This window comes from uncultured Cellulomonas sp. (assembly GCF_963527515.1).
Lineage (GTDB): Bacteria > Actinomycetota > Actinomycetes > Actinomycetales > Cellulomonadaceae > Cellulomonas.
On the sequence record NZ_CAURTV010000021.1, the window covers coordinates 1 to 14,336 of the forward strand.

Consider the following 14,336-nt stretch of genomic DNA (forward strand, 5'->3'; position numbering starts at 1 on the left):
GCGCAGGCGCAGCGGGCGGAGCTGCGGCTGCCGGTGGAGTGGCCGCGTTGCTGGCCTCGATCCCGCTGGGCGCCGCGGCGGTGGCCGTGGGCAGCGTCGCGATCGCTGCGGCGGCGGCCATCAGCGTCGCCACGCTCCTCGGCGACCCGGAGGGTTCGACGCTGGTGGCGCCGAGCCCGACGTCCAGCACCGTGGCGAGCACCGCGGAGCCGACGCCGTCGGTCTCGGCCGTGGCGACGCCCCAGCCGACCGACATCCCGACGCCCGAGCCGTCCGAGCTGTTCCTGGACGAGACCGTCCTGGAGGACGACGCGGCGGACGAGGGTGACCTGCTGGCCGACGGCCCCGCCGAGGAGACGCCGGCCGACCCCGTGGATCCGGTGGAGCCTGCAGACCCGGCTGACCCGGCTGACCCCGTCGATCCCGGCGACCCCGGTGATCCTGTCGGTCCCGGCGACCCCATCGACCCACCGCCGACGCCTCCCGACGTGTCGGTCGACGTCCCAACCGGTGGCCTGGCGCTCGAGGCCGGGCTCGGTGACCAGCTGGTCTCGGTCGGTGTGCGCAACAGCGGTGGTACTGCAGCGACCGACCTGGTTGCCGAGGTCACGCTGCCCGACGGCGTCACGCTCGACGGTGTCGCCGACCCCGCTCTGGCGGGCCTGGCGGCAGGGCGGTTCGCGGCGTCGACGGCCGGCTGGGTGTGCGTCACCGCGGACGTGACCCAGCTCGCGCGCTGCACGCTCGACAGGCTGCCGGGCTTCGCGACGACCACCCTGGTGCTGCGTGTCTCCATCGACGAGTCGTTCGACCGCGCCGACGGCGAGATCGGCCTGCGGGTGGTGGGCACCGGACTGGTCTACGTCGCCCCCCCGATCTACGTCGCCATCGCACCCGCGCCCGCCCGGCTCGCCCTGCGCAGCGTCCCGACGGGCGTCGAGCTGGCGACCGCACGGACCCGCCAGCTCGACCTGGCCGTCTCGAACGTGGGTGGGACCACTATCCCCGCCGACGAGGGGGTCGTGACAGTCAGCCTGCCGCCCGGTGTCGCGGGTGCCGCAGGACCAGGTTCCGCGTGGAGGTGCGCGGGCGCCGGTCCGCTGGTCTGCCGCACGGGATCGATCGGCGCACGCGCGGACGCGCCCCTGTCCCTGCTCCTGTCCGCGGCGCCGGGTGCCGAGCAGGACGGCACGCTCACGCTCCAGCTGGCGCCGAGCGGCCGTCGCTCCCTCGAGACGGTCGCCCTGCCGCTCACCGTCCGTCGTCCGGCCGCGCTGGCCGTCAACGGGGTCAGCACGGCCCAGGTCGGGCTCGGCAGCCCCACGGTGGTGCCCCTGAGCATCTCCAACACCGGCGGGCTGCCGGCGCAGGGCGTCCAGGTGACGCTCCGCCGTCCCGCGACGCTAGGCTTCGGGTCGCCACCGGTCGCCAGCGACGCCTGGAGCTGCCCGGCCGGCGGAGGGACCGTCGTCTGCACCGCGGCGCAGATCGACCCCGGGGCCACCCTCGACCTGCCGCTCGAGGTGCACGCGGTCGAGGGAAACTTCCCCCAGGGCGCACCGGTCTGGGTCACCGCCGAGGCCCCCGACGCCGACGCTGCGCAGCCGTACCGTATCGCCGTCGACGTGCTCCGACCGGTCCTCGGGCTCGGCGGCTACGACCCCCAGGTCGAGCTGAGGTCCGACGGCACCGGGACCGTGCGGTTCACGGTGAGCGCGACCGACGCCGATGCCGCGGGGACCGTCGTCACGCTGAACCTGCCCGCGCACGTGCAGGCCGCCCCGCAGCTGGTCGACGGGTGCACCTCGGCGCGGAACCCGCACACCGTCGTGTGCGAGCTGGGGACCGTGCGGGTGGACGCGCCCGTGCGGGTGGAGGCCGACGTCACGTGGAAGCGGCACGCCTGGGGCACGGTGACGATGGTCGCCACCGCCTCCGGCGCCGAGCCCGTGCGCGCACACCGGTGGGTGTACACCCCCGTCGTCTCCGCCCTCCCGGCGAGCGGTCCCGCCGCCGAGACGGTGATCCCGTCGCCGTCGCCCGTGACCCCTGACCGCGGGAACAGCCCGGCGGCCCCGGCAGACCGGGGGAATGCTGCCGCGGCGAGCTCGGAGCGTGGGAACGCCGATGCCGCGGCGACCTCTGAGCGCGGGGACACTGCGGCGACCGCGGAGCGCGGCAACAGTGGGGCCGGCAACAGTGGGGCGGCGGCCGGTGAGCGAGGGAACGGACCGGCGGGTGGCAGCGAGCGCGGCAACGGCCCGCCCGCGCGGGTGCCGCTCGACGAGGCATCGCCCGATACCCGGACGCCGTCGACTGACCAGCCGCAACAGACCTCGGTCGACGACCCCGTGGAGCAGGCCTGCCCCGGTGCGGAGCCCGCGCTGCGGGGACTCCACGCCGCGGCTCCGTGGGCGACACCCGACTGCGGAGACGACGAGGGACCCGACTGGATGTCGACGAGGTGAGCACGCGGGCAGTCAGCCGGCGCGGCTGACCACCTGCGTGACGGCGTCCGACACCGGCGTCCCGCCGCCCACCAGCTCCAGGACCACCCCCGCGGTGCGCGGCTCGTGCAGCAGCGCCACCAGGACCTCCGCCACGTCCGCGCGTGGGATGACGCCCCCGGGGACGCGCTCGTCGAGGTGGACCGCGCCGGTCGGGGGGTCGTCGGTCAGGTGGCCGGGGCGCAGGATCGTCCAGTCGAGGTCCCGCTCGCGCAGGTTGCCCTCGGCGGCGCGCTTGGCGACGAGGTAGGCGGCGAAGATCTCGTCCGTGCCGTCGGGCGGCGGGGCGTCGGCGCCCATCGAGGAGACCAGGACGTAGCGGCGTACGCCGGCCAGTGCGGCCCCGTCGGCGAGCAGGCCGGCCGCGGCCCGGTCGACCGTGTCCTTGCGTGCGGCTCCGCTGCCCGGACCGGCGCCCGCCGCGAACACGACGGCGTCGGCACCGGCGATCGCCTCGGCCACGTCACGGGCGTTGGCCCGTTCGAGGTCGAGGACGACGGCCTCGGCGCCGTCCGCGACGACGTCCTCCACGTGGACCAGCTGGCGGACCAGGGCGACGGGCACGTCACCGCGGGAGGACAGGGCGCGCGAGAGGTGCCGGGCAACCTGCCCGTGGCCCCCCGCGATAGCGATGCGCATGGGCACCACCGTAGGCAGGGGTCCGGGGACCGGCGAGTGGGGGCGGTCAGCCCGGCCGGTCGGCGTCGCCGACGAGCCGCAGGTGCGTCAGCCGGTCGCCGAGGCGGTGCACCTCGTCGGAACCCGGGGCCGCGAGCGAGAGTGCCGTGTACGTGTCCGAGCCGGGCAGCAGCTCGGTGGCGAACTCCCGCAGGATCTCGGCGACCTCCGCCAGGTCGGCGGGCGCGTGGGCGGTCCCCTCGGGGAGGCTCACGTAGAGCAGGAGCCCGGGCTGCGGGCGGGGAAGGGGTGCGGGCAGTGCCATGTCGTCTCCGGGTGCGCGGTCCGCGGCGCCCGGGTGGCGGGCGGCGGTCTGGTCGAGGGCCTGGCGGATCAGGACCGATGACACGCGCACGGATACGCAGCGAGAACGAGCTGCGCGGACGTGGTCATGGGACGAGCGTCGCACGCCCCCTCGTGGGCACCAAGGGGGATTCCCGGGCGTCCCAGGGGGTGGGACGCCTCAGACGACGCCGTACAGCCGGTCGCCCGCGTCACCCAGGCCGGGGACGATGTACGCCTTGTCATTGAGCCGCTCGTCGACCGCAGCCACGACGATCGACACGTCGGCCCGGTCCCCGACGGCCTTCTCGACGACGGCCAGGCCCTCGGGGGCGGCCAGGAGGCAGACCGCGGTGACGTCCCGGGCACCGCGCGCCAGCAGGAAGTCGATCGCGGCGACGAGTGTGCCGCCGGTCGCCAGCATGGGGTCGAGCAGGAAGCACTGGCGGCCCGACAGGTCGTCCGGGAGGCGGTTGGCGTAGGTGATCGCCTCGAGGGTCTCCTCGTCGCGCTGCATGCCGAGGAAGCCGACCTCGGCGGTGGGCAGCAGCCGCGTCATGCCGTCGAGCATGCCGAGCCCGGCGCGCAGGATCGGCACCACCAGCGGGCGCGGGTCCGCGATCTTGACGCCGGTGGTCGAGGTGACCGGGGTGACGATGTCGACGGACTCGACGCGCACCTCCCGGGTCGCCTCGTACGCGAGCAGGGTCACCAGCTCGTCGACCAGGAGGCGGAAGGTGGGCGACGCGGTCTTGACGTCGCGCAGGACGGTGAGCTTGTGGGCGACCAGGGGGTGGTCCGCGACGTGCAGGCGCATGGGCACAACCTACCGGCCGCGGGGTGCGCGATGATGCCCCCATGACCGAGCCCCTGCGACCGTGGCAGGTCGAGGACGTGTGGGCGATGGGGCTCGCCCTCGACGAGGCGCGGCGCGCTGCGCTCACCGGGGACGTCCCCGTCGGCGCGGTCGTCGTCGGCCCCAGGGGTGAGGTCGTCGGCCGGGGCCACAACACCCGCGAGGCCGACGCCGACCCCACCGGGCACGCGGAGATCCTCGCCCTGCGGTCCGCGGCCGCTCGGCTCGAGCGCTGGCGGCTGGACGACTGCACCCTCGTCGTGACCCTGGAGCCGTGCCTCATGTGCGCCGGCGCCACGGTGCTCGCGCGGATCCCGCGGCTGGTGCTCGGCGGGTGGGATCCGAAGGCGGGTGCGTGCGGGTCGCAGTGGGACGTGGTGCGCGACCGGCGACTGAACCACCGGGTCGAGGTGGTCGGAGGAGTGCGTGCCGACGAGTGCGGGCTGCTGCTGCAGCGGTTCTTCGAGGCTCAGCGCTGACGCGGCGTCGGGAGCGTCTCGGCCAGGTCGGTCAGGGTCTCCGACGTCCCCGCGTCCAGCGTCACCGCCGCGTACTTGTCCCCGCGCGTCGCCCCGCGGTTCACGACGACCACCGGCTTGCCGGCCAGCGCCGCGTGCCGCACGAAGCGCAGCCCCGACTGCACGGTCAGCGACGACCCGGCGACCAGCAGCGCGTCGGCGTCGTCGACCATCGCGTACGCCCGCTCCACCCGGTCCCGCGGGACGGTCTCCCCGAAGTACACGATGTCCGGCTTGAGCAAACCGCCACAGGCGCTGCACGCGGCGACGACGAAGTGGCTGGTCTGCTCGATGACGGCGTCGGCGTCGGGCGCGATCTCGACGTCCGCGACCGCCGCGGTGAACCCCGGGTTGAGGGCGTCGAGCCGGTCGGCCAGCTCCGCCCGCGAGATCACCGTGCCGCAGGACAGGCAGCGCACCCGGTCGTACCGCCCGTGCAGGTCGATGACGTGCCGCGAGCCCGCCGCCTCGTGCAGCAGGTCCACGTTCTGCGTGATCAGCCCGCTGACCACCCCGCGGTGCTCCAGCGCCGCCAGCGCGCGGTGCCCCGCGTTCGGCATCGTCCGGTGCACGTGCCGCCAGCCGACGTGGTTCCGGGCCCAGTAGTGCCGGCGGAAGCCCTCGTCGGACGTGAACTGCTGGAACGTCATCGGGGTGCGCGGCGGCGAGTCCGGCCCGCGGTAGTCGGGGATGCCCGAGTCCGTCGAGACCCCCGCGCCTGTGAGGACCGCCAGGCGGTGGCCCGCGAGCACCTCGACCACGTCGGCGAGCGAGCCGGCGGTCATCGGGACGGCGTCGTTCGTGGTGCTCATCGGTCCACGGTACGACGGTCAGACGGCTTCGATCCGGGCGGTGTGGCCGGTGCAGCGAGCCAGGCGTCCGTCGCGGGTGAGCAGCGTCGCGTCGAGTGCCTCCGCGAGGGCGACGTAGGGGGCGTCGTACGCGCTGATCTGGTCGCGCAGCTGCCAGGACCTGCGCAGCAGCGGCGGGACGTCGTACCGGGTCAGCGGCAGGTCCGCCAGGTCGTCGACGGCGCCGCGCGCACGACCCTCGGTCAGCGTGCCGCGCTGCGAGAGTCGACGCAGCGCGCTGAGCACCTCCACGTCGAGGTGTGCGGGGGCGTGGAGGTCGTCACCACCGGCTCGGAAGCGTGCGCGGAGTCGATCGGGATCCAGGAGGAAGTCGACGACCGCCGACGCGTCCACCACGAGCACCCTCAGAACCCTGCGGTCAGGTGCTCGTCGCGCGCATCGCGCTCGGCGTGGATCAGCTCGACGACGGGTTGGTCCGCCCGGGGCGGGGCCACGTCGCGCGCACGGATGCGGTCCGCGAGCTGGTCGAGGGTGGGTCGCGAACCGATCCGTACCAGCTCTGCCAGGAGGAACTCCGACAGTGACCTGCCCTCACGGGCGGCCCGGGCGCGCAGCTCGCGGTGGAGCTCGTCCGGGACGTGGCGGATCTGGACCATCACCATGTGGTGAGGCTACGTTGCATGTGATCCACATGCAACGCCCGATTCGGAGCAAGGGGCCCCGACCAGGTACCGTTCTCCCCGAGGTAGCGTGTCCGAGCGGCCTAAGGAGCACGCCTCGAAAGCGTGTGTGGGTGAAAGTCCACCGTGGGTTCAAATCCCACCGCTACCGCCAGCCGAAGGGCCCCACCCGCATGAACACGCGGGTGGGGCCCTTCGTCGTACCTGCTGCTCCACTTTGGCTCCACCGTGCCTCATTTCGGGGCCTCATCCGACGCCTGAGCGACGAGCTGATCGATGACGTCGCGGACGTCCGGGAGTACCTCGCGCCACTACTCGGAAGCTCGGCAGCACGCTCTACGCCTCACTGTTCCGCTTGACGATCAGCTGCTCGTGGACCCGCACGCTCTCGGAGCCACCGCTGGCCACTCGCCGATCATGGACGTCAACCGGATCCCGGCGGCCGTCTCTTCGCCTACTCCATGGAGTGCTTCGAGCGCGCTTGGCCGGCCGCCAAGCCGGCGTGACCGCACGTACGCTCGACGGCATGGCTCGCATCGACTACATCGATGACCCGGATGCGCCGGAGATCAACTCCGTCGTGCCGTCAGTCGTCGCGATCGTGCAGGACGACGAGGGCCGCGTGTTGATGATCCACAAGACCGACAACAACCGTTGGGCCCTGCCGGGCGGTGGTCACGAGCCCGGCGAGAGCATCGCCGACACGGTGATCCGCGAGGTCAAGGAAGAGACCGGCTACGACGTCGAGGTCGACACGATCACCGGCACGTACACCAACCCGAACCACGTCATGAAGTACGACGATGGGGAGGTGCGTCAGCAGTTTTCGATCGCGTTCCGAGCGCGGCTCGTCGGCGGCGACAAGCGCACGAGCTTCGAGAGTGACGAGGTGGAGTGGCTCACGCCTGAGCAGATCGACTCGCTGGACCTCCACGACTCGATGCGGCTACGCCTCGAGCATGCCCTCCGCGCTTCCGGCGGGCCATTCATCGGGTAGCTCAAGCTGCCTTCTCGCTCGCTCAGCGGATGCGAGCAGCTGCGCGCGGGAGCGGCTGACGGTTGCGAGGAAAGCCGCACCGTCGAGGGCGTGCAAGCCAGTCGCCGACAACTCCTCCGCGTAGCCCAGGTCGTGCAGCCACGCTGCGGCCTCGACGTCAGCCGAGATCTTGCCTGCAGCGGCCAGTTCCCCTGCGAGCTCGCCGAGTGTTCGCACGTGGTTCCAGCGCCGACCGAGCCCCGAGAGGCAGCTGTCGCTGCCGTCGTGCCCGCTCTACCCTGACTGCATGGCACGGTTCCTGGCGATCTACCACGGCGCCGCGGACGAACGCGGGAAGAACGCGCTCAGTGAGCAGCAGCAGGCCGAGTTCATGAGTGCATGGGCACAGTGGGCGGAGACCCACCAGCAGTCACTCGTGAACCCGGGTGCTCCGCTCTTCCGCAAGAAGCGCGTCACAACGCAGGGAGTCGAGGACTTCACCGACTCGAAGACCGGGTACACCATCGTTGACGCCGAGTCGCACGAGGAGGCCGTCCAGATCTTCGCCGAGCATCCGCACCTGCGGCTCTTCGAGGGCAATGCGATCGAGGTACTGGAATGCCCACCGGCGCCGGGACAGGCGGGCTAACGCCCCTTTCGGTCGGCCGCACCGCGAGCCCTGCACCAGATGGGGCTCTGAGCCGACCTCCCCCCGGCAGCCACTCGAGACGCGTACAGGCACTCAAACGATCGTTTAGGTGCACCCTCCCGCTCGAGGCTCTTCGCGAACTCCTCGGTCGTGGCCGGCGAGTTGTTCCACGCGGCCTCCGCCCAGGTCTCTACCGCGTAAGGACGGGTAGTGATGCGCCCGTACACGGTCCGCCCCACGAGCTCGGCGACCTGCGACGCATGCGCCTCGATCAGGGACTCGCCGTCAGCGACCGTGCGGAAGCTCCACCGCTGCGGGTCGAGCAGGTACCAGGCCACCATCCGCTTATCGGAGAACGTGACGTGGTTGGCCACGCGCGACAGCGCCCACTTCATCGGGCTCGTCAGCCTCGGCGCGTCAGGGTTCCGTCCGCGGCCCTTTGACGTCTTCGCCGGCTGCGGCGGGGGGCTCTCGACCAGATCCTCGTCCGGGTCGTAAGCGACGGAAACGTCCTCGTCCGGGTCGTCGTCTGTGCCTGGCCGACGGCCGAACAGCGACGTGAGCTTGAGCTGCATCATTCCCCCTTGTGTGCAGCGGACTTCCAGTTCGCGTACGACCGCCAGCGTCGGCGTCGGCCGACGGGCAGCGCATGGGCGTCCTCGATCGCGGTGGTCCGAGAACGGAACGCCGACGGGCGGCGAGCGTGCAGCCCCCCGACGGGCAGTCAAGGCAAGTCCCCGTCTCCGGTCACACCAGGGCGACCTCGCGCAGCCACCGCTCGAGGTCAGGGCCGGCGTCGGCCACTTCTTCGCCCTGGACGGCGAGCCCCTGCCCGATCGTGGCGCCGACGGCGAGCTCGGTGTACACAGCAACGGATCGCCCGAGGCCGCTCATCGCGTGAGTGGTGACGGGCAGGACGCGCTTGCCCTCCAGGGAAACGGACTCCACGAAGGTGGACATGATCATCGGCGGGCGCACGTTCCAGATCGGACTGGCGAGGATCACCGTGTCGTACTCCGTGACGTCAGGCAGGGGTGAGGCGATCGCGGGCCGGGCGTCCTGGTCCTGCTCGCGGACGTTGCGTGCCCTGGTCTCTTCGTAGTCGTGGGGGTAGGGGTCGGCTGCCTCGATCCGGTAGGTGTCGAGCTCGACGCGCTCGGTGATCATCGTGGCCAGGACCTCGGTGTTGCCGACCTCGAGGTCTCTGCGTCCGCCGTACCAGTAGTTCTCACCGGGCCGGGAGAAGTACACGAGCAGCGTCCTGGTGCCAGGTGAGGGTGCTGGGGTCATGGGGTTGGGCTCCTGGCTTCGGGTGGGGCCCTGCGCGGTGTCGGGGGCGGCGCAGCCTGAGACGGCTAGCAGGCCTGCCCCGGCGCTGCCGGCCAGAACCGCTCGCAGGAAGGTTCGCCTGCTGGTCGGCGGGGTCACGCGTCCTGCGCGGTCGATGCGGCGGTGCGGGACGCGGCCAGTGACGCGAGCAGGGTCAGGCCGTCGGCGCTGGGCGTGCCGGGTGCGGCGCTGTAGGCGATGAAGACCAGGCCGAGCGGCTGGACGAGCTCCATGACGTCATACTCCAAGGCGAGAAGGCCGACCTCGGGGTGGCGCAGTCGCTTGATGCCCGTGCGGTGCAGGCGCACGTCATGGGTTGCCCACAGGGTCCGGAACGTCTCGGAGCGGGTGGACAGCTCGCCGACGAGGTCGGTCAGCGGCTTGTCATACGGGTTGTGGCCGGCGGCCCCGTGCAGCGCGGCGACGCAGTCGTGGGTGACCTGTTCCCAGTCGGGGTAGTAGTCGCGGGCCGAGGGGTCCAGGAACGCGTACCGGGCGCTGTTCGGTGCGGTGCCGGTGTGGCGCGCGAACCGGTAGACGGGACTGAGCAGCTCACGCGCCATGGCGTTGTCGGCGACGATGTCCATGCGGGAGTCGCGGACGTAGGCCGGGACGGTGACCATCGCGTCCAGGACGCGCTGCAATGAGGCCTGCACAGCGGTCCGAGGCGCCGGCGTGCGGCGGCGCCGCGCGGGCTGGTTGGCGGCGTGCGCGAGGTTCCGCAGGTGCAGCAGCTCGGCCTCGTCCAGGCGCAGCGCGGCCGCGATCGAGTCCAGGACAGCATCGGAGGCGCCGGAGAGGTTCCCCCTCTCCAGGCGGGCGTAGTACTCCGAGGAGACGCCAGCCAGCACGGCGACCTCGTCACGGCGCAGCCCCGCCACCCGTCTCCGTCCGGTGCCAGCAGGCAGCCCGACGTCGGTCGGGCTCAGCCGGCCACGACGGGAGCTGAGGAAGTCGCGCACCTCGTCACGTGGGTCCATGGCCTCGACGGTACGAGCGCCCGGGCCCGCTAGCCACGCACTGCCAGTGCACCCATAGCCAGAACGTTCCTCGCCGAGCGCACAGGTGGTGTGGTGGACGAACACAGCCGCCCTGACCAGAAGACGAAGGACATCAACCCCATGCAGACAGTGACCCTCAACAACGGCGTCCAGATGCCGATCCTCGGCTTCGGTGTCTTCCAGGTCCCGGAGGAGGAGACCGAGCGCGTCGTCACCGACGCACTGGCGGCCGGATACCGCCACCTGGACACGGCCGCCTCCTACGGCAACGAGGCAGCCGTGGGGCGCGCCATCAAGGCCAGCGGCATCGCCCGCGACGAGCTGTTCATCACCACCAAGCTCTGGATCCACTCCGGTGGCGAGGACGGCACCAAGCGGGCCTTCGACGCCTCCCTGCAGGCGCTCGGGCTGGACCGCCTGGACCTGTACCTGATCCACCAGCCTTTCGGGGACTACTACAGCTCCTGGCGGGCGATGCAGGACCTGCACCGTCAGGGCGCCATCCGTGCCATCGGGGTCTCCAACTTCCACCCCGACCGCCTCGTGGACCTCCTGGAGCACAACGAGATCACCCCGGCCGTGAACCAGATCGAGACCCACCCCTACCACCAGCGCACGACCGACCAGCAGGTGATGACCGAGCACGGCGTGCAGATCGAGTCCTGGGGCCCGCTCGCCGAGGGCAAGAACGGCATCTTCAGTGAGCCGGTCCTCACCGCGATCGGCCAGACCCACGGCAAGTCCGTCGCCCAGGTCACCCTGCGCTGGCTCATCCAGCGCGGCGTCGTCGTCATCCCGAAGTCCTCGCGTCCCGAGCGCATGGCCGAGAACTTCGACGTCTTCGACTTCGAGCTCACCGAGGACCAGATGGCTTCCATCGCCACCCTGGAGACCGGCGTCAGCGTGGCCTTCGACCACCGCGACCCCGCGATGGTCAGCTGGCTCAACTCCCGCCGGAGCAGCTGAACCGCCCGACACCGCTCAGGGCCATGCGGCGCACCGGTGACCCCGGCTACCGCCTGACACCAGCACCACGACACGTCCCATCTGGAAGGAACGACGATGATCACGCGCACTCTCGGCCGTAGCGGCCTCGAGGTGTCCGCCCTGGGGCTCGGCTGCATGGGCCTGAGCCACGGCTACGGCGCCGCCGTCGACAAGCAGGACGGCATCGCGCTCATCCGCGGCGCCGTCGACCAGGGCGTCACGTTCTTCGACACCGCCCAGGTCTACGGTCCGTTCACCAACGAGGAGCTCGTCGGCGAAGCGCTCGCACCCGTGCGGGACGAGGTCGTCATCGCCACCAAGTTCGGGTTCTCCTTCGACGGCTCGACGTCCACAGGGCTCGACAGCCGACCCGAGCACATCCGCGCCACCGTCGAGGACTCCCTGAGCCGCCTGGGCATCGAGTCCATCGACCTGCTCTACCAGCACCGCGTCGACCCCGACGTCGCGATCGAGGACGTCGCCGGCACCGTCCGCGACCTCATTGCCGACGGCAAGGTCAAGCACTTCGGCCTGTCCGAGGCCGGCGTCTCCACCATTCGCCGGGCACACAGCGTTCAGCCAGTCACGGCCCTGCAGAGCGAGTACTCACTGTTCTGGCGCGAGCCGGAGGCCGAGATCCTGCCGACCCTGATCGAGCTCGGCATCGGGTTCGTGCCGTTCAGCCCCCTCGGCAAGGGATTCCTCACCGGCGCGATCACCACCACCACGACGTTCGCCGACGGCGACCTGCGCAATTCCCTGCCGCGCTTCACCGAGGACGCGCGCGCCGCCAACGAGGCACTCGTCGACGCCGTCAAGGGCATCGGCGCACGCCGCGGCGCCACCGCCGGTCAGGTCGCCCTGGCCTGGCTCCTTGCCCAGCACCGGTCGATCGTGCCCATCCCCGGGACCACCAAGCTGCACCGACTGACCGAGAACAACTCCGCAGTCGAGCTGGAGCTGACGGCGGAGGACATCGCCGAGCTCACCGAAGCTTCTGACCGGGCCGATATCCAGGGAGCCCGCTACCCCGAGGCCATGCAGCGGTGGATCGACCGCTAGTACGCAACGTCGTGGTCGGCACCGTGTCAGCCGTACCGGCCCATCAGCGCGCTGCCGATCGACGCCAGCTCCCCGCGCACGCCCGGCGGCCCGGTCACCTCGACCCACTGCACCAGACCGGCGAGCTCGCCGGCGAGCACGTACTCGTCGCTGCCGCGGATCACGACCTCGATGCGGCCGTCGGTCGCGGCACCGCCCACCTCGAGCCGGACTCCGAAGGCCAGCCGGAGGATGCCGATCCCGTCGGGCGTGCACAGCGCCTGGGCCTCGAGGGGCGTCCGTCTGCGGTCGACCTCGTCGGAGATCTCTCGCCAGCTCGTCGCCAGGTCGAAGTCCGTGGGTCGGTGGACGGCGTCGTCGGTGGGGTCGACGGAGGAGACGCGGTCGATCCGGAACGTGCGCCGGCCGGCCTCGGTGTGGGCGACGAGGTACCAGGACGGACCCTTGGCGACGATGCCCAGCGGGTGGACGGTTCTCTCGGTGTCGGCGCCTGCGCGGTCGACGTAGCCGAGCCGCACCTGGACCCCGCGGATCACGGCGTCCTGGAGCGCGTCGAGGAAGCGAGGGGGTCGGACCTCCGCCGGGTTCGACCCCCATCGTCGCGGATCAAGGAGCAGCGACGATGCTGCTGCCTCGGCCTGTACCCGGAAGGGCTCCGGCAGGGCGCGGACGAGCTTGCGCAGGGCTGCCTTGACGGCCGGCGTCGCCGCCGAGGCCGGGCCGGCGACCAGGAACAGGGCGCGCGCCTCGCTCGCCGTCAGCCCGGACAGGTCGGTGCGGGCGCCGCCCACGAGGCGCCAGCCGCCGCCTCGGCCCTGCAGGGAGTACACGGGCACCCCGGCCATGGCCAGGGCGTCGAGGTCGCGGCGCGCGGTGCGCTCGGAGATCTCCAGCTCGCGGGCGACCTCCGCAGCGGTCACCTGCTCGCGCTGCTGCAGCAGGAAGAGGAGGGCCATCAGCCGGTCGGCTCGCATGCCGACAACCTCGCACAGAAAACCGGTCAGGAGATGACCGGTTTCGGTCAGCACGATGGCGGCATGACCTCACAGACGACCCTCATCCCAGTCAACGGCGTAGAGCTCCAGGTCCTGGAAGCCGGCAAGGCAGGGCGGCCGATCGTCCTGTGCCACGGCTGGCCGGAGCACGCCTCCTCGTGGCGACACCAGGTGCCCGCCCTCGTCGAGGCCGGGTACCACGTCATCGTCCCCAACCAGCGGGGGTACGGGAGCTCGTCGCGTCCGGACGAGGTGACCGCCTACGACCTCGAGCATCTGACGGGCGACCTGGTCGCACTGCTCGACCACTACGGGTACGACGACGCCACGTTCGTCGGGCACGACTGGGGCGCCATGGTCGTCTGGGGCCTGGCCCTGTTGCACCCGGACCGTGTGAACAAGGTGATCAACCTGAGCCTGCCCTACATGGAGCGCGGGGAGGTGCCCTGGAGCGAGCTCATGGAGAGCGTGCTCGGGCCTGACTTCTACTTCGTGCACTTCAACCGGCAGCCCGGCGTCGCCGATGCCGTGCTCGACGAGAACACCGCCCAGTTCCTGCGGAACTTGTACCGGATGAACGAGTCCCCGACCGAGCCTGCGCCGGGCATGGCGATGATCAACCTCGCCCGGGCGGAGACACCGCGTGGGGAGCCGGTCATGAGCGACGAGGAGCTGGCCGTGCTCGTCGAGGCGTTCGAGGCCTCGGGGTTCACGGGCAGCATCAACTGGTACCGGAACATCGACCGCAACTGGCACCTGCTGGCGCACGTCGACCCGATCGTCCGACAGCCCACCCTGATGATCTACGGCGATCGGGACACCATCGCGAGGTCCGAGAACCTGGCGGCGTTCGTGCCGGACGTGGAGGTGGTCACCCTGGACTGCGGTCACTGGATCCAGCAGGAGAAGCCGGGCGAGACGAATCGCGCGATCCTCACGTGGCTGAGCCAGCGGGACGCCGTCTAGCGGCGGCCAGGTCCGCCGTGCCGGGGTCCTGTCGCCCC

At 71.7% G+C, this 14,336-nt stretch carries 16 protein-coding genes, 1 tRNA gene and 1 pseudogene; 8 read left to right on the top strand and 10 right to left on the bottom strand.

The genetic code is table 11. From position 1 onward, the window contains the following. Positions 1-2,468, top strand: a pseudogene (locus RYN42_RS07755) (hypothetical protein); the annotation flags it as partial. A 12-nt stretch (positions 2,469-2,480) separates the two neighbouring features. Here RYN42_RS07755 and RYN42_RS07760 read toward each other — a convergent pair. The 3 genes from RYN42_RS07760 to upp all read right to left on the bottom strand — a co-directional run bounded on the left by RYN42_RS07760 (position 2,481) and on the right by upp (position 4,284). Further along, on the bottom strand, positions 2,481-3,146 hold the full coding sequence (locus RYN42_RS07760; protein WP_315095161.1) for an NAD(P)H-binding protein: 666 nt from the start codon (positions 3,144-3,146) through the stop codon (positions 2,481-2,483). A gap of 46 nt (positions 3,147-3,192) precedes the next feature. Further along, positions 3,193-3,534 (bottom strand): hypothetical protein, encoded by a 342-nt coding sequence (locus RYN42_RS07765; protein WP_315095163.1) that lies wholly within the window; start codon positions 3,532-3,534, stop codon positions 3,193-3,195. A gap of 114 nt (positions 3,535-3,648) precedes the next feature. Continuing rightward, entirely contained in the window at positions 3,649-4,284 is a 636-nt protein-coding gene (upp, locus tag RYN42_RS07770) for a uracil phosphoribosyltransferase (protein ID WP_315095165.1), read from the bottom strand. 41 nt (positions 4,285-4,325) lie between these two features. On the opposite strand from upp, the gene RYN42_RS07775 reads away from it, so the two are divergent. Next, the gene (locus tag RYN42_RS07775) at positions 4,326-4,802 is read left to right on the top strand and encodes a nucleoside deaminase (protein WP_315095166.1); all 477 of its coding nucleotides are present in this window, start codon (positions 4,326-4,328) and stop codon (positions 4,800-4,802) included. Here the strand turns inward: RYN42_RS07775 and RYN42_RS07780 are convergent. The 3 genes from RYN42_RS07780 to RYN42_RS07790 are packed head-to-tail and all read right to left on the bottom strand — an operon-like array spanning position 4,793 to position 6,315. After that, positions 4,793-5,653, bottom strand: coding sequence for an NAD-dependent protein deacetylase (locus RYN42_RS07780; protein ID WP_315095168.1), 861 nt, complete (start codon positions 5,651-5,653; stop codon positions 4,793-4,795). The two genes, RYN42_RS07775 and RYN42_RS07780, sit on opposite strands and share 10 nt — an antisense overlap. Positions 5,654-5,671: 18 nt before the next feature. Further along, on the bottom strand, positions 5,672-6,046 hold the full coding sequence (locus RYN42_RS07785; protein WP_315095169.1) for a type II toxin-antitoxin system VapC family toxin: 375 nt from the start codon (positions 6,044-6,046) through the stop codon (positions 5,672-5,674). Positions 6,047-6,057: 11 nt separating this feature from the next. Beyond that, the gene (locus tag RYN42_RS07790) at positions 6,058-6,315 is read right to left on the bottom strand and encodes a FitA-like ribbon-helix-helix domain-containing protein (RefSeq protein ID WP_315095171.1); all 258 of its coding nucleotides are present in this window, start codon (positions 6,313-6,315) and stop codon (positions 6,058-6,060) included. A gap of 82 nt (positions 6,316-6,397) precedes the next feature. On the opposite strand from RYN42_RS07790, the gene RYN42_RS07795 reads away from it, so the two are divergent. From RYN42_RS07795 to RYN42_RS07805, 3 genes are all read left to right on the top strand, one after another. Further along, positions 6,398-6,487 (top strand) — tRNA-Ser (locus RYN42_RS07795). A gap of 372 nt (positions 6,488-6,859) precedes the next feature. Continuing rightward, entirely contained in the window at positions 6,860-7,330 is a 471-nt protein-coding gene (locus RYN42_RS07800; protein WP_315095172.1) for an NUDIX domain-containing protein, read from the top strand. A gap of 286 nt (positions 7,331-7,616) precedes the next feature. After that, positions 7,617-7,958: a hypothetical protein gene (locus RYN42_RS07805; protein ID WP_315095173.1), complete on the top strand. Its 342-nt coding sequence runs from the start codon at positions 7,617-7,619 to the stop codon at positions 7,956-7,958. On the opposite strand, the gene RYN42_RS07810 is transcribed toward RYN42_RS07805, so the two are convergent. The 3 genes from RYN42_RS07810 to RYN42_RS07820 form a co-directional block, all read right to left on the bottom strand. Continuing rightward, entirely contained in the window at positions 7,955-8,533 is a 579-nt protein-coding gene (locus RYN42_RS07810; RefSeq protein ID WP_315095174.1) for a hypothetical protein, read from the bottom strand. The genes RYN42_RS07805 and RYN42_RS07810 overlap by 4 nt on opposite strands. Positions 8,534-8,705: 172 nt before the next feature. Further along, positions 8,706-9,248 (bottom strand): flavodoxin, encoded by a 543-nt coding sequence (locus tag RYN42_RS07815; protein ID WP_315095176.1) that lies wholly within the window; start codon positions 9,246-9,248, stop codon positions 8,706-8,708. Between the two features lie 134 nt (positions 9,249-9,382). Continuing rightward, the gene (locus RYN42_RS07820; protein WP_315095178.1) at positions 9,383-10,267 is read right to left on the bottom strand and encodes a helix-turn-helix transcriptional regulator; all 885 of its coding nucleotides are present in this window, start codon (positions 10,265-10,267) and stop codon (positions 9,383-9,385) included. Positions 10,268-10,408: 141 nt separating this feature from the next. On the opposite strand from RYN42_RS07820, the gene RYN42_RS07825 reads away from it, so the two are divergent. Together RYN42_RS07825 and RYN42_RS07830 are read left to right on the top strand one after the other, a co-directional pair. Beyond that, complete coding sequence (locus RYN42_RS07825) at positions 10,409-11,254, top strand: aldo/keto reductase (RefSeq protein ID WP_315095230.1); 846 nt, start codon at positions 10,409-10,411, stop codon at positions 11,252-11,254. 96 nt (positions 11,255-11,350) lie between these two features. After that, a complete protein-coding gene (locus RYN42_RS07830) occupies positions 11,351-12,337 on the top strand; it encodes an aldo/keto reductase (RefSeq protein ID WP_315095180.1) in 987 nt (328 codons plus the stop codon). A gap of 26 nt (positions 12,338-12,363) precedes the next feature. Here the strand turns inward: RYN42_RS07830 and RYN42_RS07835 are convergent, their stop codons facing one another. After that, positions 12,364-13,311, bottom strand: a complete 948-nt coding sequence (locus RYN42_RS07835) for a WYL domain-containing protein (protein ID WP_315095182.1) — start codon at positions 13,309-13,311, stop codon at positions 12,364-12,366. Between the two features lie 63 nt (positions 13,312-13,374). On the opposite strand from RYN42_RS07835, the gene RYN42_RS07840 reads away from it, so the two are divergent. After that, positions 13,375-14,298 (top strand): alpha/beta hydrolase, encoded by a 924-nt coding sequence (locus RYN42_RS07840; protein ID WP_315095184.1) that lies wholly within the window; start codon positions 13,375-13,377, stop codon positions 14,296-14,298. Positions 14,299-14,336 lie beyond the last annotated feature (38 nt).